Source organism: Shewanella sp. Scap07, from assembly GCF_013394145.1.
In the GTDB taxonomy this organism is placed as follows: Bacteria; Pseudomonadota; Gammaproteobacteria; order Enterobacterales; family Shewanellaceae; genus Shewanella; species Shewanella waksmanii.
The window spans coordinates 4,945,208-4,969,308 of sequence record NZ_CP041329.1; the positions used below are offsets into that span (position 1 = coordinate 4,945,208).

Sequence of the window (24,101 nt, forward strand, 5' to 3'; positions counted from 1 at the left end):
GCGACGCAGCTCACACTTTAATCGCTGTTTGTGACTCGGCAATTAACCGTTAAAACTTGGCATTCAACTTGCTATCTAATGACTGATATTTATTGTTTAGCGATGGGATCGGCTTTCATCGCTCTTTTTTTTGCCAGGGAGCATCAATGTTTAACGTAAAAAAAGCGTTTGGTTTCGCCATTGCAGCCACACTCATTATTGTATCGCCAGTTAAAGCTGACGAAATTATTAAGCTTGCCACGACAACCAGCACTGAAAACTCAGGACTACTGAAAAATTTATTGCCGACTTTTGAAGCTGAAACTGGCTACAAAGTACAAGTCATTGCTACCGGTACCGGTAAAGCATTGAAATTGGCACGCCAAGGTGATGTGGATGTGATCATGACTCACGCGCCTGATGCTGAAGCTAAATTTGTTGAAGAAGGTTACGGTTTGAACCCTCGCGGCATTATGGCTAACGATTTTGTGATCTTAGGCCCGAAAAATGACCCAGCTAAAATCCGTGGCAGTAAGACAGCTGAGGAAGCATTTGCTAAAATAGCCAATTCTGGTGCCACGTTTATCTCTCGTGGTGATAACTCTGGCACCAACATGAAAGAGATTATCATCTGGAACAAAGCTAACATCGACAACAACTTCCCAAGCTATAAGGCCGTTGGCCAAGGCATGGGTAAAACATTGTTGATGGCAAATGAATTACAAGGCTACACACTTTCAGACCGTGGTACTTTTGTTGCTTATAAAGCAAAGTTAGATTTAGCAATTGATTTTGATGGTGGCGCTGCACTAGCTAACCCATATCAAATCATGCAAATCAACCCAAGCAAGTACCCAGATTTAAACCACGCCGGGGCAAAAGCTCTAAGTGACTGGCTAATCAGTGCCGAAGCTCAAGGCATGATCAATAGCTATAAAGTACAAGGTGAGCAACTATTCAAGGCAACATATAGCGAATGAACGACGGCTGGTTAGCCCTTATACAGCAGGCATTGAGCCTGCTGTTTTCTTTAGACCCTGAAGTTTGGTCTATTGTATCTGTCTCTTTTTCTGTCTCTTTTGCAGCATTAGCCATCACACTAATACCCTCATTAATATTAGGGTTTATATTGGCGTTTGGCCGTTTTCCTGGTCGCTGGCTGGTCACCAACTTAATTCAAACTCTGCAATCCATTCCCACCGTCGTCATCGGCCTACTGGTCTACTTGATGCTAACCCGCATGGGTCCCTTGGGCGATCTTAAGTGGCTTTTCACCCAAAAAGGGATGATTTTAGGCCAAATGCTCATTTGTGCGCCGGTGCTCGTCGCCATGAGTCAGGCCGCTTTTACCAGCGTAGATAGGCGAGCTTGGGAAACCTCACGCACCTTAGGTGCATCGTGGGCCCGAGCAGTTTGGACCGTTTGCCGTGAGCTAAAAGTACCGCTGTTAATGGCCATTGTTGCGGCGTTTAGCCGGATTTTAACCGAGGTTGGTTGTTCAATGATGGTGGGTGGCAACATCGCCGATGTGACTCGAAATATTCCCACAGCCATTGCTTTAGAAACCAGTAAAGGTGACTTTGCACAAGCCATTGCGTTAGGCCTAGTACTGCTAATTCTGTCACTTGTGCTTAACTTTACTTTAGGCACATTGCGCGGCAAAGCCGAACCAAGGAGTCATTAATTGATGGTTAAACTGACTGCTGACAATATTGAAATGCGCTTTGGCGAACGCCTGCTGTATCGTTTTCAACATTTGAGCCTAGCGCAAAACCAAACCATACATTTACAAGGTGACAATGGCTCAGGCAAAACCACATTAATGAAAATGTTTGCCGGACTCATTGCCCCCTCAAGCGGTGAAATCAATATTCAAGGTGCTGACCCTTTGCCTTGGTGGCGACGTAACCCACTATTGGGCAAAGCCGTCTATCTGCACCAGCATCCATACTTGTTTGAGGGCAGTGTCGCCGCAAATTTAAGTTATGTGCATTCGCTTTGCGAAGGTGATAAAGCCACCATCATGGCGCGCACCGAGCAAGCGGCTAAATTAGCGCAACTCGACCACCTAATGCAGCAAAACGCGGCCAACTTATCTGGTGGCGAGCGTCAACGACTGGCAATAGCCAGGGCCTGGATCATGCAACCAAAGCTACTGATGCTGGACGAGCCGACTTCCAACATGGACAAGCTATCTCAAGAATTGGTACTAACACTGATTAAAGATTTGCAGAAACAGGGAACCGGCATGTTAATCAGCAGCCATCAGGCCTGTGTGTTAACTCAGCTATGCAATCAAATTTGGAAGATTGAGCATCAAGGCTTGACGAGTACGCAACATACGCCGACCATGGCAAAATACAGCAACACAGGTCAATCTCAGGAATTTAGTTATGTCACAGCAAGTTGATGCCGTGATCCTCGCCGGCGGTAAAGCACGTCGTATGGGCGGAGATGATAAAGGGTTGGTACTGCTAAACGACCAACCAATGATAAAACATGCCATTGATAGGGTACTTCCGCAAGTTAAGGAGATCCTGATCAACGCAAACCGTAACCAAAGTGAGTATGCTAAGTTCGATTTCCCAGTGATTAGCGATGAAGACTCGGGTTACCTTGGTCCGCTGGCAGGTATGATTACCGCCATGGCCCATACTCAAGCCAAGTATTTGATGGTAGTGCCCTGTGACTGCCCATTACTGCCAACCGATTTGGTTGAGCGAATGGTCAGTGCCTTGGAGCAACAAGGGGCAGACTTAGCGGTTGCCAGTGATGGCAAACGAGAACAACCAGTAGTGATGCTACTGAAACCTGAATTGCGAGACTCCATGAAGGCGTTTCTTGATGCAGGTGAGCGAAAAATCGATTTTTGGTACGCGAAACATCAGTATGTCGTCTGCGAATTTGCAGACCAACCTAATGCGTTCGTCAATGTAAATACGCCAGAACAAAAACAACAACTTGCTGAGGCAATTGCCCACTAAAATTGAGGTGTGAATGAGCATTCCGTTTAATAATCCGCTGTCTATTCCCGTACTCGGATTCTGTGCTTATAGCGGCACAGGAAAAACCACTTTGCTTAAAAAGCTCATTCCAGAGCTTAATCGTCGCGGCATTCGCTTAGCAGTGATTAAACATGCTCACCACAATTTCGATGTCGATATTCCTGGCAAAGATAGCTTTGAGATGCGTAAGGCCGGTGCAAGGCAAATGCTGGTTGCCTCGCACATTCGTTGGGCGTTAATGACCGAAGATGAAGTCGAAGATGCCCCTAAGCTTCCGCACCTGCTGCAACAGATTGAACAAGACCAAATTGATATCGTGTTAGTCGAAGGATTTAAAAAACTAGCACTACCAAAAATTGAGTTACACCGTGCAGCTCACGGTAAACCTTTTATCCACACCCACGATGACAATATCCAGGCCATCGCTTGCTGTGATGATACCCAGCTACCCAGTGACCTGCGCCGTCTCGATATTAACAATGTTGCCCAAATAGCCGACTTTGTTATTGAATACAAAGATAACTACCAAGTTAAATCAAAATTGCCATTGCAAGCTGCGCCAGAATGCGGTTGTGAGCTCGACAGCAGCAAAACGCTCTCAGTACGTGCCGGCATCGACAACATCTTATCTTATGTCACTCCGGTCACTGAACAACAAACCGTTGCGTTGGATGAACTGAGTAACCGTGTATTAGCCCAAGACGCCATCTCGCCAGTAAATGTGCCGCAGCAAACTAATTCAGCAATGGATGGTTATGCCTTTAAACATAGCGATCCTATGCTTGAACGCTACACCATCGTGGCCGATGTGATGGCAGGCCACAGCTACGATAAAACTCTGCAAGCAGGTGAAGCTGTACGCATCATGACGGGTGCCCCCGTCCCTGCGGGCGCCGATACCATCCAAATGAAAGAGATGGCCAGCGAATCAGCTGAGCACGTCAGTTTTTCTGGCGATATCAGCCATGGCCAACATGTGCGTCTTGCCGGTGAAGATATCGCCCAAGGTAAAACGGCACTGGCGGCACATAACCGCCTGCAAGCTGCCCATCAAGGCATGCTGGCATCACTTGGATTTGGCGAACTACCGGTATTTAGAAAGCCCGTTGTAGCGGTCTTTTCCACCGGTGATGAAGTGTGTCAGCCGGGTGAACCACTGCAACCCAACTGCATCTACGATTCTAATCGCTACACCATTAAGTCGATGGCTAAACAACTGGGTTGTGATGTGATTGATTTAGGCATCATCCACGATTCAGAAGCGGCACTGATTGAGGCACTAAAATCTGCCGCAATCAAAGCCGATGTGGTGATCAGCTCAGGTGGTGTGTCAGTGGGTGATGCTGACTTCATCAAGCTGGCTCTTGAAAAAGTCGGTCAGATTAACTTCTGGCGCATCAATATGCGCCCGGGTCGTCCCTTGGCCTTTGGTCAAATTGGTGACAGCTTATTCTTTGGTTTACCCGGTAATCCGGTTGCAGTAATGGTGTCATTCATGCAATTTGTGCAGCCAGCATTACGCAAATTGGCTGGCGAACAAGATTGGCAAGCGCCGTTAGTTCCAGCGATTGCCGATGTGAAGATGCGCAGCCGAAAAGGACGCACCGAGTTTACTCGCGGTGTATACCACCTTGGCCAAGACGGCCAACTGCACGTAACCACAACAGGTGCACAAGGTTCAGGAATGTTGAGTTCGATGGTAAAAGGAAATTGCCTGATTGTTATCGGTGAAGATGACGATCAAATGCTGCCTGGCGACACCGTCTATATTCAACCATTTTCCGACCTCTTGTAGGTATTGTTGTAGGTAAAAGTTATGAGTTTGATTGTCGATACCTTTGGGCGAACGGTGGAATATTTGCGCCTGTCGGTGACCGATAGATGCGACTTCCGCTGTGTGTACTGCATGAGCGAAGATCCCTGTTTTTTAGACAGAGAGCATGTATTGAGCTTAGAAGAGCTAGCCTGGATCGGCCAAGCCTTTACCGAACTCGGGGTAAAAAAGATTCGCCTGACCGGTGGCGAGCCCTTAGTGAGAACCGACTGCGATCAGTTGGTGAAATTACTGGGTGATTTACCTGGGCTAAAAGAATTATCCATGACCACCAACGGTTCTCGATTGACCCGTTTTGCCGAAGAAATGAAGCAATCAGGCCTTAGTCGACTCAACATCAGTCTCGACACACTCAAACCAGAGCTGTTTACTCAACTGACGCGAAACGGCAAGCTTGAGCGGGTCATTGCAGGTATTGATGCCGCTAAAGCTGCAGGCTTTACACGTATTAAGATCAATGCGGTGATTTTACGTGGTCAAAACGATGATGAAGTTCTCGACTTAATCGAGTTTTGTCGAGAACGTGAACTCGATATTGCCTTTATTGAAGAGATGCCATTAGGCGTTATTGATGAACGCAAAAAAAGTCGTCATTGCAGCAGTGACGAAGTCAAAGCCATCATTAATCAACGCTATGCACTGCACTTATCTGACAAACGTACTGGTGGCCCGGCACGCTACTACACTATGCCGGGCAGCAATATTCATGTTGGCTTCATCTCTCCCCATAGCAATAACTTTTGCCATGAATGTAATCGTGTCCGCGTTACGGTTGAAGGTCGGCTGTTACTCTGCCTCGGCAATGAAAACTCTGTCGATCTAAAAGCAATAGTACGCCAATACCCCGGTGATATTGAGCGCTTAAAAACGGCCATTCTTGATGCCATTAAGCTCAAACCAAAAGAACATCACTTTGGACCAGAAGGCGATACCCAAATACTGCGCTTTATGAATGCCACTGGCGGATAAGCAGTTACGCTATTGAGACCGCGCCATTGCATGATAAACTCACCCTATCTTATCAAGGATAATGACGAGTTTATTTAGCCATGGCGCGCTCACAAAAGTCGAAGAAGAAATGGAACAATATCATTATTATCGCCTCGATATTAATGGTATCTGTATTAACCCTTCTAGATGATAAAACCGCTAAACTTCCAGACGATGCAGTGGCGATGTTTGACCAATCTGCGCCGCTGTCGCAGCTCCAATTCGATGACTATTGGCTTGATGGTGCTGGCTTTCGCTGGCAATGTGATGAGCGTGTTCTTAATTGCCAGCAATGGGCCGAAGCCTGGAAAAATATTATGATTTCACCTCAGGGCTATTCACCTGCGGTGGACAGCGTACCCCATCAATTACAGATCCAAGTGGGTGATATCAACGAACCTCAAAGTTGGTGGTTTTATGCCCAAGAAGGGTTACTTAAATCCCCTGCCGGGAATTGGTATCTTATCCCACCGAGTTTACGCCAAGCCTTAACTCCCATTATTAAAGCTGGACAGGAATAATCATCACCATGCCAGAGCTCCCAGAAGTTGAAGTCACCCGCCAAGGTGTTGCCCCGTATCTGATTGACCAAACCGTTACTGAACTTACAGTGCGAAATCCGTCACTACGTTGGCCAGTGCCTGAATTGGCACAGCAAATCGTCGGCCAAACCATCACTCAGGTTCGCAGGCGCGCCAAATACTTACTAATTGATACAGCTGCAGGCACCACGATTGTCCATCTTGGTATGTCCGGTAGCTTACGTATTGTGCCGTGGCATACTCCAGCTGAGAAGCATGATCATATCGATCTACACTTAGCAAACGGTAGAATGCTCAGGCTCAATGACCCTCGCCGTTTTGGCGCGTGGTTGTGGTGTGAGTTGCCAGAGCAAGCCCATCCACTGTTGCAAAAACTGGGGCCGGAACCCTTAACTGATGACTTTAATGCAGCGCAACTTGCAGCAGCGATTGCCAATAAAAAGAAAGCCATTAAATTGTGCTTGATGGATAACCACATCGTCGTGGGGGTCGGCAATATCTACGCCAATGAAGCACTGTTTGCCGCTGGCATTCACCCACAAATGGAAGCAGGCAAAGTCGACTTAGCAAGATTGACGCAGTTAGTCGCCGAGGTGAAAAAGATTTTAGCTAAAGCCATTGAGCAAGGTGGTACCACCTTGAAAGACTTTACCAATGCCGAAGGCAAACCGGGCTACTTTGCCCAAAAACTGCATGTTTATGGCCGTGGAGGAGAAACCTGCAGCCAATGTGGCCATTTGCTCAGTGAGATAAAACTGGGGCAGCGGGCAACAGTATTTTGTAGCTTATGTCAGACTAAATAAGCGAGCTGAATAAAAAAGGGCTAACAATAAGTGTTAGCCCTTTTTTTGTGCCTAAACAAATGGTTTAGAAACGATATTCATAGGTACCAAATAACGTTGCATCAGTATCTTTATCGGCCGATTCAAATTCTGATTGTGATACCGTGCCGCCAATACTCATCATACCTTGCCAAATTGGCATGCGATAACTGAGCTCCAGCATCAATAAATCTTCTTTGCGTGGTTGCGGCGCCCACCCATGTCCTGGGCTGCTGCCATCTTTATTCAATTGAGCATAGCGTAGTATAGAAGTGATGCCTCTGCTGTTACTAAATTGACCCACCATACCCAATGCATAGACCACAGCATCACTATCATAGGTGCTGCCCAGTGAGCGCTCATAATAGCGTGAGCCACTTTTGTAGGTAGAGTGTTCGTAGAAGCAATTAAAGACATTCTGGTTGGTGCCACAGGCGACCATCGTATCGCTGTATTCAAAAAATAGCTTATATTGTTGATTGTCAAAGTCGATACGAGTATCCACACCAAACATTTTGGCACAATCAGCCAAATCCCAAGGCATAGGACCACTAGAATCTTCACAGGTGCGTTCTAAATAGATCCCTACCGGAATATCAAACCAAGTATCAGCGTAACGGGCATCAAAGCCAGCCATTTGGTTACCGATTTTGGTTTCCATAGCCGGATCGCATGAGCTGGCACCATTAGCACATTCGGTATTGCCTGAAATGGCATCCCACAGTGTACCTATGTCACAAGGCTCGCCTTCACCACAAAACATCGTTGTCCAAGAGAAGCCTAACTCAAGCTGACGCAAGGGCCTGATGGTACCGCGAAAGCTCCATAAAAGTGGGTTTTCTACCGCCCGCTCCTCTTCTAAGCGGCTTATGCCAGTTGTTAAGGTCCAAGGGCCGATCCAAGATAACCAAGGTGTTTCAAATGCCGATGCATTATTACGAGTTAGCATCAATGAGGGCATCGGACGAGCATTACTCGAACGATGTAAAGCAGAATCAAACCCGGGACCCCACCATTGATCTATGGTCCCAGCAGTGACCATCCAATTACCGAGCGCCATCGCAAAATACGAATCATCTAAACGCACTTCTTTGTCATCGGCCGGATCATAGTGAGCAGAGGCAGAGACTTTAACCGCAAACCGATCCCCTAAGTACTCGTGGGATACTTTCACATCACCTTGCTCACGATAGTCGGAGCCAAAATGCTGAAAGCGAGCGGGGTCTGTAGCAGCTGCGGCCTTGATGCTTGTGTTGCCAAAATTACCTACCGCACGGCGATAATAAAAATTAACTCGCGCAAATGCGTCAACTAAACCAGCGGACATCAACGACGGTTCCGCTTTGGCCAAATCTTGTCCGATGCCAGACCACATTAATGGATACGTATTGATAGGAACAGTAATCACACCCGCATCCGCTAATGCTTGAATATCAGCCCGCAAATAGATATCTGATGTATCTACCCAAGGCGCAGCAACTAACTGGGCACTGCCAAAAAATGCGAAAAGAGCGATACAACTTGCTATCAACTTTTGTTTGATAAACATCATGGTTGATTTGCTATCCCTGTTTAAGAAGTGCCTTAGACACTTCTGGGTGGACAAACTGACTGACATCACCACCGTGTAATGCCACTTCTTTCACCAAGGTAGAAGAGATAAATGAATTCTCTTCTGCAGGCGTTAAAAATACACTTTCTAACTCTGGGCTTAAGCGGCGATTCATATTCGCCAATTGAAACTCATATTCAAAATCAGATACAGCCCGCAGACCACGAACTAACACGCTGGCTTGCTGCTCTTTAGCAAAATCCACCAGCAGTCCTGAAAAACCCACCACCTCGACATTATCTAGATGAGCGGTCACATGTTTCAATAACTCAACTCGCTCAGCTAAGCTAAACCTTGGTTGTTTAGACGGATTAGCCGCAATGCCAATCACCACATGTTTAAACAGTTTGGCTGCTCGCTCAATCAAGTCGGCATGGCCGTTGGTCACCGGGTCAAAGGTGCCGGGATAGATAGCTCTGGTATGCATAGTGTCACTAGCCTCTACTCAATTACTGATTAGCCATAATATTTTCGATAATTTTGGTCGTTGATATTCCATCTTCAAAGCAGAGCACTTTGACAACACCACCTGCCGCAATCACCTCTTTACCACCAGCAATCTCTTCAATCTTATAGTCGCCGCCTTTAACCAAAAGATCTGGCAATAAACGGGCAATCACTCGCTGCGGCGTGTCTTCACTAAATGGAATTACCCAATCAACAGAAGCAAGTCCTGCCAACACCGCCATACGACGATCAACCGGATTAACCGGACGGCCATCGCCTTTAAGGCGGCGAACAGAGTCATCGTCATTCACTGCGACAATTAACCTATCGCCTTGGGCCTGTGCTTCTTGTAAATAACTCACATGTCCAGCATGCAAGATATCAAAGCAACCATTAGTCATCACCACTCGCTCGCCACGCAATTTTGCTTGCTCGAGGGCATAAACCAGCTGATCTTCGGTCACCACCCCAAACCCCATTTCACCTTGGGTGTGTGATAGCGCTTTAATCAACTCAATTCGAGATACTGTTGAGGTACCCAATTTAGCAACAACGATGCCAGCTGCAGTATTGGCAATGGCACACGCTTCAGGCATATCGCTACCTGCAGCTAATGCTGTGGCAAGCGCTGATATCACGGTATCACCGGCACCAGTCACATCGTGGACTTCGCGGGCTACGGTTGGAATGTGCAACTCAGTATTTTCGGCAGTAATCAGAGTCATGCCTTTTTCTGAGCGCGTAACCAACAGCGCTTCAAGATCAAACTGCTTAAGCAGCTTATGGGCTTTTTCGACTAAATCGGCTTCACTGGTCACCGTACCAGCGACGAGTTCAAACTCATGCAGGTTAGGAGTCAATAGTGTGGCACCGCGATACTTAGAAAAATCGCTACCTTTAGGGTCAACCAGTACTTTAACCCCTTGGGCTTTGGCTTGCTGAATAAATTCGCGCGGGTCTATCAATGCGCCTTTGGCATAATCAGACAAGATAACCACATCAACATCAGGCAGCGAGGCCACTGCACTATCTAGCAAAGCTTGGCTATCTGTTGCTGAATAAGGTTCTTCAAAATCCAATCGAATTAACTGTTGACTGCGCGACATAACCCGGAGCTTAGTAATGGTGGGTTTCTCGGCCACCGTATGCCACTTAGGCGTTACCCCTAAAGCCTGAATACCTGTAGTGAGCGCGTCTGCATTCTCATCTTGACCAACGATTCCAGCCAAAGAAACATGCCCGCCTAAAGTCGCGATATTCAATGCTACGTTTGCCGCTCCGCCAGGGCGATCTTCATTTTGATTAATCCGCACGACCGGTACTGGTGCTTCAGGCGAAATACGCCCTGTGGGTCCGGTCCAATAACGGTCTAGCATGACATCGCCGACCACTAAAACTTTAGCTTTTTCAAATGCTGGCAGAGAAACCTTCATAACGCTCATTCTTTTGCAAAAAATTAGCTGGTAATTGTACCTAATTTTATTGTCATCTGTTACTTTTCATCGATTTTTATCTAGCTAACTTAGGTATTAGCGCTAATTTTTGGCCACCACCCACCAGGTAAAGCTGTTATAATGTGCCACTTATTGTCGAATACCCTATTGAATCACAGCGATGAACTCAGACATCTGTAGATGATTCGATTTAACTATACGAATTAACGATGAAAAGAATCCTGGTTTTTAGGCACGATAAAATTGGCGATTTTGTGCTGTTGTGGCCGGCGTTAAGCTTGCTCAAAAATGCACTGCCTGACGCCAGTATTGAAGTCTTTGTCGCGCCAGTTTTAAAGTCTTTCGCGCTTGCGTGTCCATACATCGATAATGTGATTGTTGACACAGGTGATGATGCTGCCATTCGCAAAGAGATTGCCCAGAGAAAATATGATGCTGCGCTGGTCTCCTTGTCCCAGTTTCGAATCTACAAAATCATTCGCAACTTACCCATTCCTTATGTTTTAGCCCCTAAGCACAACTGGTATCAGTATTTTTATAAGCACCGCACTGATGCACAGTACAAAGTAGGCGAAGGTTGTTGGCGTGGAGGCTGCATTTTGGTGGAGCACTTCTTAACCGAACACAAGCTCGACATCCCTGCATTGCCAGAGCAATATTGGGATGTCAGCGCTGAGCGCGACCACTGGCAACTGTATTACGGTAAACAAGCCGATGAAAAACTCATTTTTGTTCATCCAGGTACGGGTGGGTCATCTGGCAGTTTAACCCCTGATGATTTTGTAAACCTATTGACTCAAGTTAACCATGCCAGTATCCACAAATGCCGCTTTGTTCTGACTTATAGCGGTGATGAAATTGTATTGGCACAGGCAATTTTTGATAAGCTTACACAAGCTAATATCAATGTAGAAATGGCCACCCCACTGAAAGATTTAACCGATTTTGCTAAATCGATCGTGGCGGCAGATATGTTTATGGCCGGTTCAACAGGGCCATTGCACATTGCAGGGCTGCACAATGTACCCACGGTTGGATTTTATGCCGGACGTAGCTCGCAACCCAAAGTGCGCTGGCAAACACTCAGTCAAAGTCATAAGCGACTCGCTTTTACCCCACCAGAAGGGAAGAAAACTGGCCGTAATATGAGCCTGATTGATTTTGATGCTACCGCAAAATCTATTGCAGAATTTTTGAATACTCACTACAAAGTATAAAGATTAAGGCACAGCGACATGGCCGTTTAATGTCGCCCTAAATGTGGAATTGAATATGATAGTCGTAACAGGTGCAGCCGGATTTATTGGCAGTAACTTAGTAAAAGCCCTCAATGATATGGGTCGCAATGACATCCTCGCCGTCGATGACTTAACTGATGGCACCAAGATGTTCAATTTGGCCGACTGTGAAGTGGCTGACTACTTAGATAAAGATCAATTTCTCCAACAGATTGAAGCGGGGCAATTTGATGGCCAGCTAGAAGTTATTTTTCATCAAGGCGCATGCTCTTCCACTACCGAGTGGGATGGTAAGTTTATGATGAGCAATAACTATGAATACTCAAAAACTCTGCTGCATTTTTGTGACCGTAACCAGTGTCAGTACATCTATGCCTCCTCTGCTTCAGTTTATGGTGGCAGTGAGAAGTTTGTCGAGCAACGCGAGTTTGAAAAGCCACTCAACGTTTATGCTTACTCGAAGTTTCTATTCGACCAATACGTACGTCAGCAACAGTTAAATTGCCAAGTGGCAGGATTGCGATATTTCAATGTTTATGGTCCAAGAGAGCAACATAAAGGTGGCATGGCCAGTGTGGCATTCCATTTCAACAACCAAATCAAAGCCAACGATATTTGTCGATTATTCGAAGGCGTTGATGGCTTTGAACACGGTCAACAATTACGTGACTTTGTGTATGTTGAAGATGTGGTTAAGGTCAATATTTGGTTGTGGCAAAACCCTAAAATATCTGGAATTTATAACTGCGGCACCGGTCAAGCTCAGAGCTTTAATGACGTAGCCAATGCGGTGATTGGTTATCATGGCAAAGGTAAAATAGAGTACATTCCTTTCCCCGATAAGCTAAAAGGCGCTTATCAGAGCTATACCCAGGCCGACTTAACCCAGTTACGACAGGCCGGTTATAGTGCAGAGTTCAAATCAGTAGAGCAAGCAGTGCCTGAATACCTAGCTTGGCTAGCAGAGCAACACTTTATTGGCGAATAGTAAAGCCGGTTTATCCCATAAGTTCAACTGAACTTATGGGATTTCTTTAACCACTTCAATTAATTGAGTAGTAGAGATGGCGGGGGTTCTTGGCAAATACAATACTTCACAAAGGGGTTTAAGATGATCAAACTTTCCTAACCAGTCATCCCCCATCACCAAACAGTCAGCATTATGCTGTTTGATGTATTCCGCCTTTAGCTCTAGTGACTCCTCTAAGAAGACCTCATCGACACAACCAAGCGCACTAACTATTCGCATTCTATCGCGCTCACTACACACTGGATAGCGTTGCTTCTTTGAAAAGTTGAGAGCATCGGAAGATACACCAACTGTTAGATGGCAACCGACAGCTTTAGCACGTTCCATAATATTCAAATGCCCAATATGAAACATATCAAACGTACCAAAAGTAATAATTTTCATGTCAATTCTCTATCATTAAATAATCGACAATGCGCTTACTGCATTGCCCATCAACCGTACCAGCCAACTCATCAGTATACATAGCCCGCTCAGCTGCGAAAGACTCAGGTTGGGCAATTTGCTGATCTACCACCTGTTTCAAATCTTTATAAGACTTGGCATGGGCGGCAACACCAGCATATCGATACAGGTCTTCATCCATTCGTTGATTAAAACGAAACTTGAAAATACCTCGATAGCTCCAGCGTAAATGGTAAAAATCACACCACACAACCGGCTTATCTAACGCGGCAAATTCAAATAATGCTGAAGAAGCATCACTAATCAATAGGTCGGCACTGGCCATAAACGGCAATAAATTGGTTTGTTCTGCCGTTGCAAGATAAGCATTGTCAAAGCTCGCCCAGTGCTCCAATAGTTGCTTCTGCTTTTTATAAGCCGGCTTACTCAAAGAAAAATAATGCGGCTTCAGTAAAATATTGTAATCACTAAAGGCTGTAGGCCAATGCTTAGCCATTTTCTCAATACTGCTGGGATAGAATGTGGGTGCGTACAATAAGGTGGGTTTAGCCGGATCTAAACCAATTGCTGCCAAATCAAGCCCAGACTCGGCCCCCTGAATAATAGGGTCAAGTTTAGCGTAGCCGGTATCAATAAACGTTTTGTCAGGAAACATACCTTGTAAACGCTTTAAGCGATACTGACCTTCAACAAAACGTACGTCAAAATCAGAATCTGACACTGTGTAATACACAGCTTTTGGGCCGATACCATGCTGCATCAATGCCGTTTTACAGATGCCTTTAAGTTTCGAGTCACCTTCAAAGGTATTACCAAAAATCACCCATTTAGGCAGTTGATCAATATAATAAGCCAATGCTTGCTGCTGATTGTCTACCCAAGTGACCGATAGCTGATACTCGTCAACTAAGTGCTCTAAGGCAGCCTGCTGATCCTTACTACGGTAGATAACAAAGTGTACCGACTCGCCTCGTTTCAGCAATTCATGCATAACGGGAAGATATTGCGGTAGATAGTAGGGGTGTAATGCATCGAAGCAAATCAAATCAAAATCGGCCTTTTAAATTGTTAGCAAACACGACTTAAGCTGGGTTCTATACCAAGGTGACGATAATAGCATAATCACATAATGAAACTATATCGCGATAGGCAATTGTCTACCTTGGTTAAAAAAATCACCTTATTCCCCATTGAGACTGGCCGCTACCTTTCATATTCCAGCCAATTCAAGGTATGCTTAGCCAGTCAAAAACAGGAACAACTAGCCCATGGCAATTATCTCTTCCACTCAGCTTACACAATGCAAGCGTTTGTTATTTATATCTCCCGTTGCCTTAGGCGATTTCCTTTATTTAAAGACCTTTTTGATCGCCCTAAAACAGCAATTTCCGCATGTCACAATTGATATTTGGCTAGATGACAATCGCTGTAATGATGACGAATGGCGTTTATCTCGCAGTAAAATCCTGCAGCAATGGATTGAATCCGAACCGGCATTCTCAGCTAGCTATGGTTGTACTCAATCAAAACAAGACCAAGCGATTCAGGTTAAGCAAGCAAATCAACAGCAATATGACATCATCATTTGCCACTCAGGAAGTAAGAGTGCGGTTTTTTCAAAACTAGCCCGTGACATATCCCCGACAGCATTTATTATTTCCAGTATTGCAAAAGCGCCATTCAATGGATGGTTGAATAAGCTGATCTTTAGGCATAGTAATATTGTTTACCAATTGGATGTGAATGCACTACCAGCGAACCACCATATTACAGACCGCTTTTACCAAATCTTGCATGATATTACTGGGCTAACAGTATCGAAAGAGCTCTTTATGCCACAACTGGTATTGGCACCCAAATATCAAAACAGCGCGCAGAGTTGGCTAAATGAGAAGTTTGACGGCAATCCCAACAAGATCATACTGATAAATCACTTATCCACGAATACCAAGCGAGACTGGCAAGCACAACAAGTCGTAGAATTAATCCAAAAAATTGAACAGTATGACCCAAATTCTCGTTTTGTGATTAATGTGACCAAAGAACAAGTCCAGTCAGCAATGGCGTTGATTGTGCAGGCATTACCTACTGAGATGCAAAGTAAAGTGGCCATATTTACCATACAGAATCACTTTTTCGAGCTGCCAGCTATCATAGACACGGTAGATTTGGTGATTACTGTTGAAACTGCCATTATGCATTTTGCTACCGCAGCCAACACCCCATTAATAGCTTTAATGCGCTCCAAAAAACCATACTGGGCGCCACCTACTACCTCAACCTCGCAAGTATTATATGCAACAGAAGGTAAAGGTTATGTATCCGACATTAGTGTTGATAGCGTTCTAGAGCCATATCAATCAATGTGTTAGCCAAGTAATTGAGTATTCAGCAAAAAGGTCGCTAGATGAAAAAAGTTATTTTTACTCTCGCCATTGGGGACAACCCCATGTATCAGGCAGCCATTGAAAGTTTCAAAGAGTACGGCAACAAAGTCGGAGCAGATGTGATAGTTTCTGACCAGTTGCACTACAAGCTATATGTCAATAACAAACGATTTGATGCCAGCCCCGCTTGGTCGGAGAAGCTCTATATGAAAGAGCTTTTGAAAGACTACGATAGAGTCCTTTATTTAGATGCCGACATGCTGGTCACCCCTTGGGCAGAAAATATTTTCGAAAAATATCCAGACCAAGACACAGTTTATATGTTCAATGAAGGGGCTTACATCGACCGCTCCTCTCAAGCAGAGCAAATCAATCTCGTATTGGGTGATGTTGAATGGCCAATAGAAAACGATAAGATGGTCTATTTTAACTCAGGTATGATTTTAACTTCGAAGAATGCCAAACTATTCGATAATGCTAGCCAAGAAGAGATGCAAGCAATTTGTAACGAAGTGAAGTTTTACGATCAAACTTACATCAATTACTTGATTAGACGAGATAAACTTAAGAATGCCTCAGTTGATAAAGCATTTAATCGCATGCCTTTGGTAGGTGCGGCTGATTACCAACAAGCGAGCTTTATTCACTACGCCGGGCGTGGTTATAAAGATAAAGTGCCAATGAGAGATATGAAGTACATTATCGACTATTGTGAGATTTTTAAAGACAAGTTAACCGCATCACAAGTACTCGAATACAAAAAACAAGCTTGGCATGTGTATATGTTGAAGCAACAACGTAAAACTAAACTCCCTATTGGCCTGCTCAGCTTTGTATTTGGCCTCATCCATCCAAGCCACAAATACTAACGCCAGATTGCCCAGCCCTGCCCCATAAGGAGAGCATTTTGCTCTCCTTATTTCATTAACAAACCAGGCACCATTGACCCACCAAACATCTCACCACAGTGCAACAATATCGCTGCATCTTTAACCTCGTAAAAACAAAAAAGCTAATAAATTCGACGACTTATGAAAAATAAAGTATATAGAGGTCGAACAGTTCTGTATTGAGGTTGCGATGAAAATCAGTTTAATTATTACCACCTATAATTGGCCTGAAGCACTAAAGGCTGTGCTTAACAGTGTTTTGCAACAAACCCGCATGCCAGATGAAGTTATCATTGCTGATGATGGCTCAACTGCAGCAACTGAACAGCTCGTCACTCACTACCAATCTCTGTTTCCTGTGCCACTGCTGCACAGCTGGCAACAAGACAAGGGCTTTCGCTTGGCGCGTAGCCGCAATAAGGCCATCGATATGGCTTCAAATGACTACATCGTGATGATTGATGGCGATATCATCCTCAACCGAGATTTCATTGCCGATCACCAGCTCGTCGCAGAACCCGGCTATTTTGTTACCGGCAAGCGAGTCAAAATGTCGCCTAAACTCAGTCAACGTGCTCTGCAGCAACAAACGCGCTTAAACTGCTGCAGCCAAGGTATTTCTCGGGGCCGAGAACAAGCCATACGGCTGCCCCTTATCAGTCGTATGCTGAGCAAGAAAGTGTTGCGCTCTATTGAGGGTATTCACGGCTGCAACCTCGCTTTTTGGCGTCAAGATGTGCTCGACATCAATGGCTTTAATCAAGAGTTTGAAGGCTGGGGCCCGGAAGATAGGGAGTTCGCACAGCGCATGATTAACGCCAATGTATTACGCAAACAACTCAAATTCTCAGCGGTTGGTTTTCATATCGACCATAACGAGAGTTGCCGTGAAATGCTGCCAAAAAATGATGACATATTTCAGCGTAGCATTCGCCAAAAAGCGACTTGGTGTCGTGTGGGTATTAACGAGTTTTAGGGTTGTTCAATTGCACCGATGGGTTACTTTCTAGCGAGTGCTGATAAATAGCACGGTTTTTAAAGTAGCCATTATCAAACAACTGCACCGTTTTACCCAACAAACTCGCCGCGATACAGATATGTAAGCGGTTAGTACTAATGCTATCGAAACGATCTATTTGCTCAACAAACTCACGCGCGGTAAAAAAATTGGTCGCACGAGTTTTCGTGCCCAATGCGAGTAGCGCAGACAGATCGAGATTAGCCGCCGGCAATGGCTGCTGTGATTGCTCCTCATCTTGACGAAAAGCATTTAAATGCGCGGTACCATGAAGTGCCACAAAATGGTTGATTTCACGTCGAGAACGCCAGCATTTAATCCAGTTTCGTATTGAACTTAACCTACCGTGCGTGGCGCGTAATGCATCCATATCGACATCAAAAACCATGTCGTGAGCTAACTCGGCATGCAGTGCTGAATTGATGTTTTTGATATCATCTAACGTACGTTGCTCACGGCAAAAAATGCTCACATTAGCCGATAATTGACCAATGAGATCTTTGTGGCCAGCAATAGTACAAGGCAATAAAATCAAGCGATCCACATTATTGTGTAAGCCTTCAACGAGCTGGCGACTGTGAAGATAATCTTCAGTAAACCCACCGCCACCACCCAAAATAATACAGGTTTGAGTTTTATCAATTTGCTCAGCAAGCAGGGCCGGCTTAGCAACCAACTTACGTGCCGCCCGGGGTGATAAAGTTTGATAATTAAGTCCAATCCGATCTAGGAACTGGAACGTCGCAGCATTGATTAACGCATCACCGGCATTGCCTAGATTGGGAATAAAAATAACATGCTTATGCTGTAGGCGCTGAAGATATTCAGCCAATGACTTATTTCGCATCTGTCTCTTCCATCAATGTCGCTGCCGCTAGCATGTACTGCTCGCTCACATGCGCATGGGTTTTGTTCGCTATCAGCGCCGGCATCGGAATCTCTGGGTAGCTGACTAAAGCTTCATCCATCTTGTTCGCCAATTGTTTTACGTCGCGACACGGCACCAGAAACTTGCTGAGTTCACCAATCAAAATCTCATTAGGTCCGTAGGGACAGTCAGTACTGACCACTGGCGTACCACAGATTAACGACTCAACCAGTACATTGCCTAACCCTTCATAATCGGAGCTCAGTACCATCAACTTAGCCTGTTTAATCCAAGCATATGGGTTAGCTTGAAACCCTGGCAGAATGACTCTATCAGCCACCCCATAACGCCTGGCAAGCTTATGGGCCTTGTTGACGTTACCGCACAACAGGACCAAGGGAAGTTGGTGCTCAGCTTGAGCCAATGCTTGAAACAATATGTCATGGCGCTTTTGTTTAGCCACTCTACCAACATGAATAATAAAATCCCCCTCTATGGGGATGTCAATCGGCTGCGCCGCGGCCGCCACAATATCGTCAATATCAAACGGGTTGTATATGGTCGTCATCGATGCCGGATTGATACGCTTACCGCGGCTGATCTCATCAGCAATACCTTGCGATACCGTAATCAAATGTTGTTGATCTAATACCCGCTTTGCACGCCACATATTCCAAAAAGCTAGCGGGCCAAGTTTCATTTCCCGTGCTAACTCTGCTTCTATGGCGTTGTGTACCACACAAAATAGTGGCTTTACCTGTGCCTGAGTTGTCAGCAAGTTAGACTTATCCAGGTTGGAGATAAACAGATCAAACTGACCAAATTGTGCTGTTAATGATGATAGCCAACACTTAAAGCGGCGCACCGACGCATTAATTTTGAACACACTGTCAATCTGCTTATCGTGCTCTGTAAAACAAAAATGCACTGGTAGCGACGCCGGAAGTTGGTAATCACAAGGTGGTTGTAACACCAACAGATGCGGTTGATGGCCTTGGGCTAACCAAGCTTGAGCAAGGGTCAAGACAACACGCTCAGCTCCACCACCGGCTAAGCTGTCGATAACTATGCCTATACGTTTGGGCTGATCAATCACAATTTAGCAACCGTTCCACTTCAGCTAAACATATCGTTAAGCCATTGGTTAACGAGGCATCATCAAGATGCTGCTTTAACTCGGCCAATCGCTTTGGCTGCAACAACTCGCTAAGTGCAAGGCTCATGGCAGGGTGATTATTGTCTGCAGTAACGATAACCCCCGCTTGCTGGCACTTTTTAATGCGACTTGGTTGATCTTTCGATACCGCTGCAGCCAATGTGGGCGTTTTTAACGCAATGGCTTGCAGCAAGGTATCGCCACCGCTTAATAACGCCGCTTTTGCACCACCCAGTAAATGAATGAATGCTTGGCTATCTAACTCCGCTATCGCTATCACACCGGGAATAGTAGGTAATGGCTTAGGATAATTGGGGCCAAACACCACCACACAAGCTATACCCAGTTGTTGGTAAGTTGTCTGCGCGGTTTTTGCCCAAAGATCAGCCGCTAAGCTGCCGTTAATTTTGTGGCCGCCTGAACCGGCACTAAACAACACGTAATCGTTAGCCTGCAATTGGTAATGTTTTAACAGTGCTTGCTGCTGTTGCGGGTCAGGCTCGGTAAAAACCGAACCGGTATAAATTGGCTGAGGACGGTCTATCATTCGCAGTTTAAATTTTTCAAAAGCGGTAAGATCGCCAATCACAAACTCAGGTTGCACTACCCAATGACTGTCGGTAACCAAAGCTCGTTCAACTTTCATGCCTCGCGCCCGCTTGCGACGGTGCTGACTGATGAAAATCACTTTAGCGCCTTGACGATTGGCATGCTTAAGCTGTGCTTTACGGCCAGCGGCATCAAAAATGACGATATCGGGCTGCAACTCAGTAACGAGTTGATTAACTTCTTTGACTTTCTTGGTCGGCGTGTCATCCACCAAATGAGTCCGATAAGGACATTGCTGACTGTATGGCGCGTAACGGTTTAGCACAAAATCAATTTGTGCTGCTGGCCAGCGCCGCATAATTTCATCGGCAATAATTTTGGAGCGCATATATTCACCGATGCCTTCATCTGAAGAAACCGGCACAAATAGGAACTTAGGCGCAATTGACATTGAATACTTCCATAATGCTTAGCTAATTAATGTTTACATCCTAGTAAAGCTGCTTTTAAGCATAACTTAGCCAAGTAGATCGTCTGGATAAGCGAGTTTATCACAACAGCGCTTGTTGGTGCGATATCCGGTCAATTTGCGCTTTCACCATATCAATACTAATCATTTTCATTAAGTCTGCGCCTTTAGCACGGGTTCCCCAAGGAACAGAGCCATTAAACTGCTGGGCTATTGCCTGCGGATAAACATTGACCACGTAATCTAGGCTAGTATATGGGCCGGTTCGGCCCGGATTTGAATGTGCATAAAGACCAATAACCGCGGTGTTCTGGGTCACAGCCATATGCGCAGGCCCAGTATCTGGCGCAACAACGAGCTTAGCTTGCCCGAGCAATGCCAACAATTGGGTAAGTGATGTTTTACCGACCCAATTTTCAATGGCAGATTGGCTGTTGCCGGCAATTTGAGTCGCTAAGTTTAGCTCCAACTCAGACGGGCCGCCGCACAACAAGACCCGAAAACCCAATGTTGCAGCATGATCTGCGATTGCCGCATATCGTTCGGGCAACCAATTGCGCTCGGCTTTGCTCGCCGCGGCACAAATAATCATCACTTTGTCATTGCCAACCACGTTCGCTGCAAATTCGCTGTCGCTTGCGGGTACCGGAATATCCCAAGTAGGTGTTAAATCTTGCACGCCAATGGCTTTGGCAAAACCCATAAACCCCTCAAGCACGTGCGGGGTCGCTAAGGGCTCAACATGATGATTGGTTACCAACCACTGGCCTTCTTTAGCTCGAGCACGGTCAAACCCAACCCGAGTCTTGGCACTGATCATCATAGATGCAATCGTTGCTCGCAGCGCAACCTGCATATGCAATAGCACATCAAAACGCTGACCCGATAGTGCTTGTTTTAGCTGCCAATAACTGCGCCAACCCAAAGATTTGTCAAACACCACAAAATCAATGCCTTCAAGGTGACGTAGTAGCTGATATTCAACTTTCCCTATCACCCAGGTAATTCGCAGCTGCGGATATTGTCTCTGTATCGCCTGCACCATCGCCACTGCATGGCAAACATCACCAATGGCAGACAGCCGTAATAAACATAACGAACGAGCAGAATCTAAATTCAGTGTCATGGCTCTAAAAGCTAGCAAAAGGATATAGCGAGTGTAATCTACAACCGCAACCACACCAAGTGATGTCCACAAAAACTGTTAATCCATAACTCAAGCTTACCCCCTGCGGTCAGTTGGAGTAGAATAGCGCGATAGTTTGTTATTAATTAAGCCAATCCATGCAGATAAAAACCATAGAAAAGAGCGTCATTGCATACTGCCAAGACACACCAAGCTGTATCAGTCCGCTTTGGTTTACTGCAGCCTTTTGGCACCAGCATAGCGCGGTTACCGGCTCGTCAACGGGTCGTTATACCACTTGGTTTGTTGACCCGACAGTGATTGACGTTCAATCCAATGCCAATTGGGTATTGCGTCACTATTACCGTGGGGGCTTGATGGAGAAGTTAAGCCGTGATGCCTACTTGTACACGGGGTTAACGCGCACCCGAGCCGTTGCCGAATTGGCATTGTTAGAGCAGCTATATCAAGAAGGGTTTAACGTCCCTAAACCAATCGCGGCACAAATTACTCGTCAGGGGCTGCATTATCGCGGCGATATTATTATCGAGCGGGTAAGCGGTGCAAAAGATCTCGTCGCCTATCTCACTGAAACCGCCATGACCACGCCACAGTGGCGCGCATTAGGTGAACTGATTGCCACTTTTCATCAGCGTGGGGTGTACCATGCTGACCTTAATGCCAAAAATATCCTTATCAGTGGCGATAAGTTTTATCTGATTGATTTCGATCGTGGCTGCATCAAATCGCCGCATTCCAGCTGGCAGCAAGCCAACATTAAGCGCTTGCTACGCTCATTCAACAAAGAGAAGCTAAAACAGCCAACGTTGGATTTCGATATGGCGCAGTGGCAAGCACTCCTTGATGGCTACAACCACGTATCAAGTCAAAAGTAACAGCTATAATTGCGCAGCAATCAAATCAAACTGCTTGGTTAACGCGCCTTTATTATTGGCCACCACATCAAGGCCTGCTTGGCTCGCTTGCTGGTGCAACTGTGGCTGCTTAAACTTGCTGATTAGCTGCTGAGCTAACATCTCGCCATCATCAATCACGCTCAGGCTGCCGGCCTGCTGCAGCAACTGCGTGATCTCGGCAAAATCCCAATGTTGTGGTCCAACATAGACAGGTAAGCCCAGCGCAGCCGGCTCCAGTGGGTTATGGCCACCGTTATCAATTAAGGTACCGCCGACAAAAGCTTGATCTGCTGCGCCATAGAACATCAACAGCTCGCCCATCGTGTCCCCTAAAACCACTTGGGTAGCAGCTGTTACAGCTTGCTGACTGCTACGGCGACTGACACTTAAATTTGCCGCACTCACCGCCTCTGCCGCGGCGTCAAACTGCTCAGGATGACGAGGTACCATGACCATCAACGCATTGGGGAACTCAGTCAGTAAATGCTGATGAGCCGCAAGCATGGCGGCAAACTCTCCCGGATGAACACTGCCAGCAATCCATATCGGGCGCTGCTGTGCTTGCCAAGTTTGGCGTAATGTCTGGGCTTGTAAGCTCAAATCTGCTGAAATGTTTAAATCGAATTTTAAGCTGCCTGTCACCTTAACCTTGTCAGGCGCAACTCCCAGTGCCACAAAACGCTCAGCGGTCTTGTTATCCTGCGCCAAGATACCATCAAGCAAACCTAGCATAGGCAACGACAACTTGGGGCGTCGTTGGTATTGCTGCGCCGATTTATCAGATAAGCGTGCATTGGCAAGCATGAGTTTCACGCCATTTTTGTGCGAGTAATGCAGTAAATTTGGCCACAACTCGGTCTCCATAATCACACAAACACGCGGTGAGACCTGGGCAAGAAAGCGACGTGTACAAACCGGAATATCAAACGGTAGATAACAATGCTGAACTTGATCACCTAACGCTTTAACCACTTCGGCTGACCCGGTTGGACTCGTGGTTGTCACTGTAATGGTCAATTGGGGGTGCAGTTGCATAATCCGTTTGATCAGCGGCAATGCGGCTAATGTCTCCCCCATAGAAACACAATGGAATAGCAAGTCAGTCTGTTGCAAGGAGCTGCACCCAAAACGCTCGCCCCAACGTTGACGGTAACTCGGACTTTTAAACCCGCGTACCAGTAAATACAGCACCAACAAAGGTGAAATAACATATAGGATCACTGAATAGACAAAACGATTCATAAATTGTGTACTTACAGTCAAATTGGGGCGCTAATGGCGCAATTCTAACATAAGCCAGCATAATATCTGTGATTGCGCTGTTAAGGCTTGCGTTCAGAGTAAAGATTGTTAATGATAACGAC

24 protein-coding genes are annotated in these 24,101 nt (G+C 45.8%); 14 read left to right on the forward strand and 10 right to left on the reverse strand.

Features of this window, described 5'->3' with window-relative positions; translation table 11 throughout:
- Nucleotides 1–146 precede the first annotated feature (146 nt).
- The 8 genes from FLM48_RS21810 to mutM all read left to right on the forward strand — a co-directional run bounded on the left by FLM48_RS21810 (nt 147) and on the right by mutM (nt 7,153).
- Complete coding sequence (locus FLM48_RS21810) at nt 147–959, forward strand: substrate-binding domain-containing protein (protein WP_179026127.1); 813 nt, start codon at nt 147–149, stop codon at nt 957–959.
- The gene (locus tag FLM48_RS21815; RefSeq protein ID WP_028771973.1) at nt 956–1,663 is read left to right on the forward strand and encodes an ABC transporter permease; all 708 of its coding nucleotides are present in this window, start codon (nt 956–958) and stop codon (nt 1,661–1,663) included. Before FLM48_RS21810 ends, FLM48_RS21815 begins: the two co-directional genes overlap by 4 nt.
- Before the next feature lie 3 nt (nt 1,664–1,666).
- Nucleotides 1,667–2,389: an ATP-binding cassette domain-containing protein gene (locus FLM48_RS21820; protein WP_179026128.1), complete on the forward strand. Its 723-nt coding sequence runs from the start codon at nt 1,667–1,669 to the stop codon at nt 2,387–2,389.
- Nucleotides 2,373–2,963, forward strand: coding sequence for a molybdenum cofactor guanylyltransferase MobA (gene mobA / locus FLM48_RS21825; protein ID WP_179026129.1), 591 nt, complete (start codon nt 2,373–2,375; stop codon nt 2,961–2,963). Before FLM48_RS21820 ends, mobA begins: the two co-directional genes overlap by 17 nt.
- Before the next feature lie 13 nt (nt 2,964–2,976).
- Nucleotides 2,977–4,779, forward strand: a complete 1,803-nt coding sequence (locus FLM48_RS21830; RefSeq protein ID WP_179026130.1) for a bifunctional molybdopterin-guanine dinucleotide biosynthesis adaptor protein MobB/molybdopterin molybdotransferase MoeA — start codon at nt 2,977–2,979, stop codon at nt 4,777–4,779.
- 21 nt (nt 4,780–4,800) lie between these two features.
- A complete protein-coding gene (gene moaA / locus FLM48_RS21835) occupies nt 4,801–5,787 on the forward strand; it encodes a GTP 3',8-cyclase MoaA (RefSeq protein ID WP_179026131.1) in 987 nt (328 codons plus the stop codon).
- 80 nt (nt 5,788–5,867) lie between these two features.
- The gene (locus FLM48_RS21840; protein WP_028771978.1) at nt 5,868–6,329 is read left to right on the forward strand and encodes a hypothetical protein; all 462 of its coding nucleotides are present in this window, start codon (nt 5,868–5,870) and stop codon (nt 6,327–6,329) included.
- Nucleotides 6,330–6,337: 8 nt separating this feature from the next.
- Complete coding sequence (gene mutM, locus FLM48_RS21845; RefSeq protein WP_028771979.1) at nt 6,338–7,153, forward strand: bifunctional DNA-formamidopyrimidine glycosylase/DNA-(apurinic or apyrimidinic site) lyase; 816 nt, start codon at nt 6,338–6,340, stop codon at nt 7,151–7,153.
- Nucleotides 7,154–7,217: 64 nt separating this feature from the next.
- Here the strand turns inward: mutM and FLM48_RS21850 are convergent, their stop codons facing one another.
- From FLM48_RS21850 to hldE, 3 genes are read right to left on the reverse strand one after another with little or no spacing between them, the layout of a single operon-like run.
- Nucleotides 7,218–8,723: a capsule assembly Wzi family protein gene (locus FLM48_RS21850; RefSeq protein ID WP_179026132.1), complete on the reverse strand. Its 1,506-nt coding sequence runs from the start codon at nt 8,721–8,723 to the stop codon at nt 7,218–7,220.
- Between the two features lie 10 nt (nt 8,724–8,733).
- Nucleotides 8,734–9,210 (reverse strand): pantetheine-phosphate adenylyltransferase, encoded by a 477-nt coding sequence (gene coaD / locus FLM48_RS21855; protein WP_028771981.1) that lies wholly within the window; start codon nt 9,208–9,210, stop codon nt 8,734–8,736.
- A 22-nt stretch (nt 9,211–9,232) separates the two neighbouring features.
- Nucleotides 9,233–10,663, reverse strand: coding sequence for a bifunctional D-glycero-beta-D-manno-heptose-7-phosphate kinase/D-glycero-beta-D-manno-heptose 1-phosphate adenylyltransferase HldE (gene hldE / locus FLM48_RS21860; protein WP_179026133.1), 1,431 nt, complete (start codon nt 10,661–10,663; stop codon nt 9,233–9,235).
- A 230-nt stretch (nt 10,664–10,893) separates the two neighbouring features.
- Between hldE and FLM48_RS21865 the strand changes: the two genes are divergently transcribed.
- A complete protein-coding gene (locus tag FLM48_RS21865; RefSeq protein WP_179026134.1) occupies nt 10,894–11,901 on the forward strand; it encodes a glycosyltransferase family 9 protein in 1,008 nt (335 codons plus the stop codon).
- Between the two features lie 55 nt (nt 11,902–11,956).
- Nucleotides 11,957–12,910, forward strand: coding sequence for an ADP-glyceromanno-heptose 6-epimerase (rfaD, locus tag FLM48_RS21870; protein WP_179026135.1), 954 nt, complete (start codon nt 11,957–11,959; stop codon nt 12,908–12,910).
- Between the two features lie 33 nt (nt 12,911–12,943).
- Here the strand turns inward: rfaD and FLM48_RS21875 are convergent, their stop codons facing one another.
- Together FLM48_RS21875 and FLM48_RS21880 are read right to left on the reverse strand one after the other, a co-directional pair.
- On the reverse strand, nt 12,944–13,336 hold the full coding sequence (locus FLM48_RS21875; protein ID WP_179026136.1) for an adenylyltransferase/cytidyltransferase family protein: 393 nt from the start codon (nt 13,334–13,336) through the stop codon (nt 12,944–12,946).
- A 1-nt stretch (nt 13,337) separates the two neighbouring features.
- The gene (locus tag FLM48_RS21880) at nt 13,338–14,402 is read right to left on the reverse strand and encodes a CDP-glycerol glycerophosphotransferase family protein (RefSeq protein WP_179026137.1); all 1,065 of its coding nucleotides are present in this window, start codon (nt 14,400–14,402) and stop codon (nt 13,338–13,340) included.
- Nucleotides 14,403–14,625: 223 nt separating this feature from the next.
- On the opposite strand from FLM48_RS21880, the gene FLM48_RS21885 reads away from it, so the two are divergent.
- The 3 genes from FLM48_RS21885 (at nt 14,626) to FLM48_RS21895 (ending at nt 17,610) form a co-directional block, all read left to right on the forward strand.
- Nucleotides 14,626–15,729: a glycosyltransferase family 9 protein gene (locus FLM48_RS21885; RefSeq protein ID WP_179026138.1), complete on the forward strand. Its 1,104-nt coding sequence runs from the start codon at nt 14,626–14,628 to the stop codon at nt 15,727–15,729.
- A gap of 35 nt (nt 15,730–15,764) precedes the next feature.
- A complete protein-coding gene (locus tag FLM48_RS21890; protein WP_179026139.1) occupies nt 15,765–16,613 on the forward strand; it encodes a glycosyltransferase in 849 nt (282 codons plus the stop codon).
- Between the two features lie 211 nt (nt 16,614–16,824).
- Nucleotides 16,825–17,610 (forward strand): glycosyltransferase family 2 protein, encoded by a 786-nt coding sequence (locus FLM48_RS21895; RefSeq protein WP_179026140.1) that lies wholly within the window; start codon nt 16,825–16,827, stop codon nt 17,608–17,610.
- Here FLM48_RS21895 and FLM48_RS21900 read toward each other — a convergent pair.
- The 4 genes from FLM48_RS21900 to FLM48_RS21915 form a co-directional block, all read right to left on the reverse strand.
- On the reverse strand, nt 17,597–18,499 hold the full coding sequence (locus FLM48_RS21900) for a polysaccharide pyruvyl transferase family protein (RefSeq protein ID WP_179026141.1): 903 nt from the start codon (nt 18,497–18,499) through the stop codon (nt 17,597–17,599). The two genes, FLM48_RS21895 and FLM48_RS21900, sit on opposite strands and share 14 nt — an antisense overlap.
- The gene (locus FLM48_RS21905) at nt 18,489–19,616 is read right to left on the reverse strand and encodes a glycosyltransferase (protein WP_256870999.1); all 1,128 of its coding nucleotides are present in this window, start codon (nt 19,614–19,616) and stop codon (nt 18,489–18,491) included. Before FLM48_RS21905 ends, FLM48_RS21900 begins: the two co-directional genes overlap by 11 nt.
- Nucleotides 19,609–20,676 (reverse strand): glycosyltransferase family 9 protein, encoded by a 1,068-nt coding sequence (locus tag FLM48_RS21910; RefSeq protein WP_179026142.1) that lies wholly within the window; start codon nt 20,674–20,676, stop codon nt 19,609–19,611. The genes FLM48_RS21905 and FLM48_RS21910 overlap by 8 nt, the downstream gene beginning before the upstream one ends.
- Before the next feature lie 100 nt (nt 20,677–20,776).
- Nucleotides 20,777–21,820: a glycosyltransferase family 9 protein gene (locus FLM48_RS21915; protein WP_179026466.1), complete on the reverse strand. Its 1,044-nt coding sequence runs from the start codon at nt 21,818–21,820 to the stop codon at nt 20,777–20,779.
- A 158-nt stretch (nt 21,821–21,978) separates the two neighbouring features.
- Between FLM48_RS21915 and FLM48_RS21920 the strand changes: the two genes are divergently transcribed.
- Nucleotides 21,979–22,716, forward strand: a complete 738-nt coding sequence (locus FLM48_RS21920) for a 3-deoxy-D-manno-octulosonic acid kinase (protein ID WP_179026143.1) — start codon at nt 21,979–21,981, stop codon at nt 22,714–22,716.
- Nucleotides 22,717–22,719: 3 nt separating this feature from the next.
- Here the strand turns inward: FLM48_RS21920 and waaA are convergent, their stop codons facing one another.
- Entirely contained in the window at nt 22,720–23,979 is a 1,260-nt protein-coding gene (gene waaA, locus FLM48_RS21925; protein WP_179026144.1) for a lipid IV(A) 3-deoxy-D-manno-octulosonic acid transferase, read from the reverse strand.
- Between the last annotated feature and the right edge of the window lie 122 nt (nt 23,980–24,101).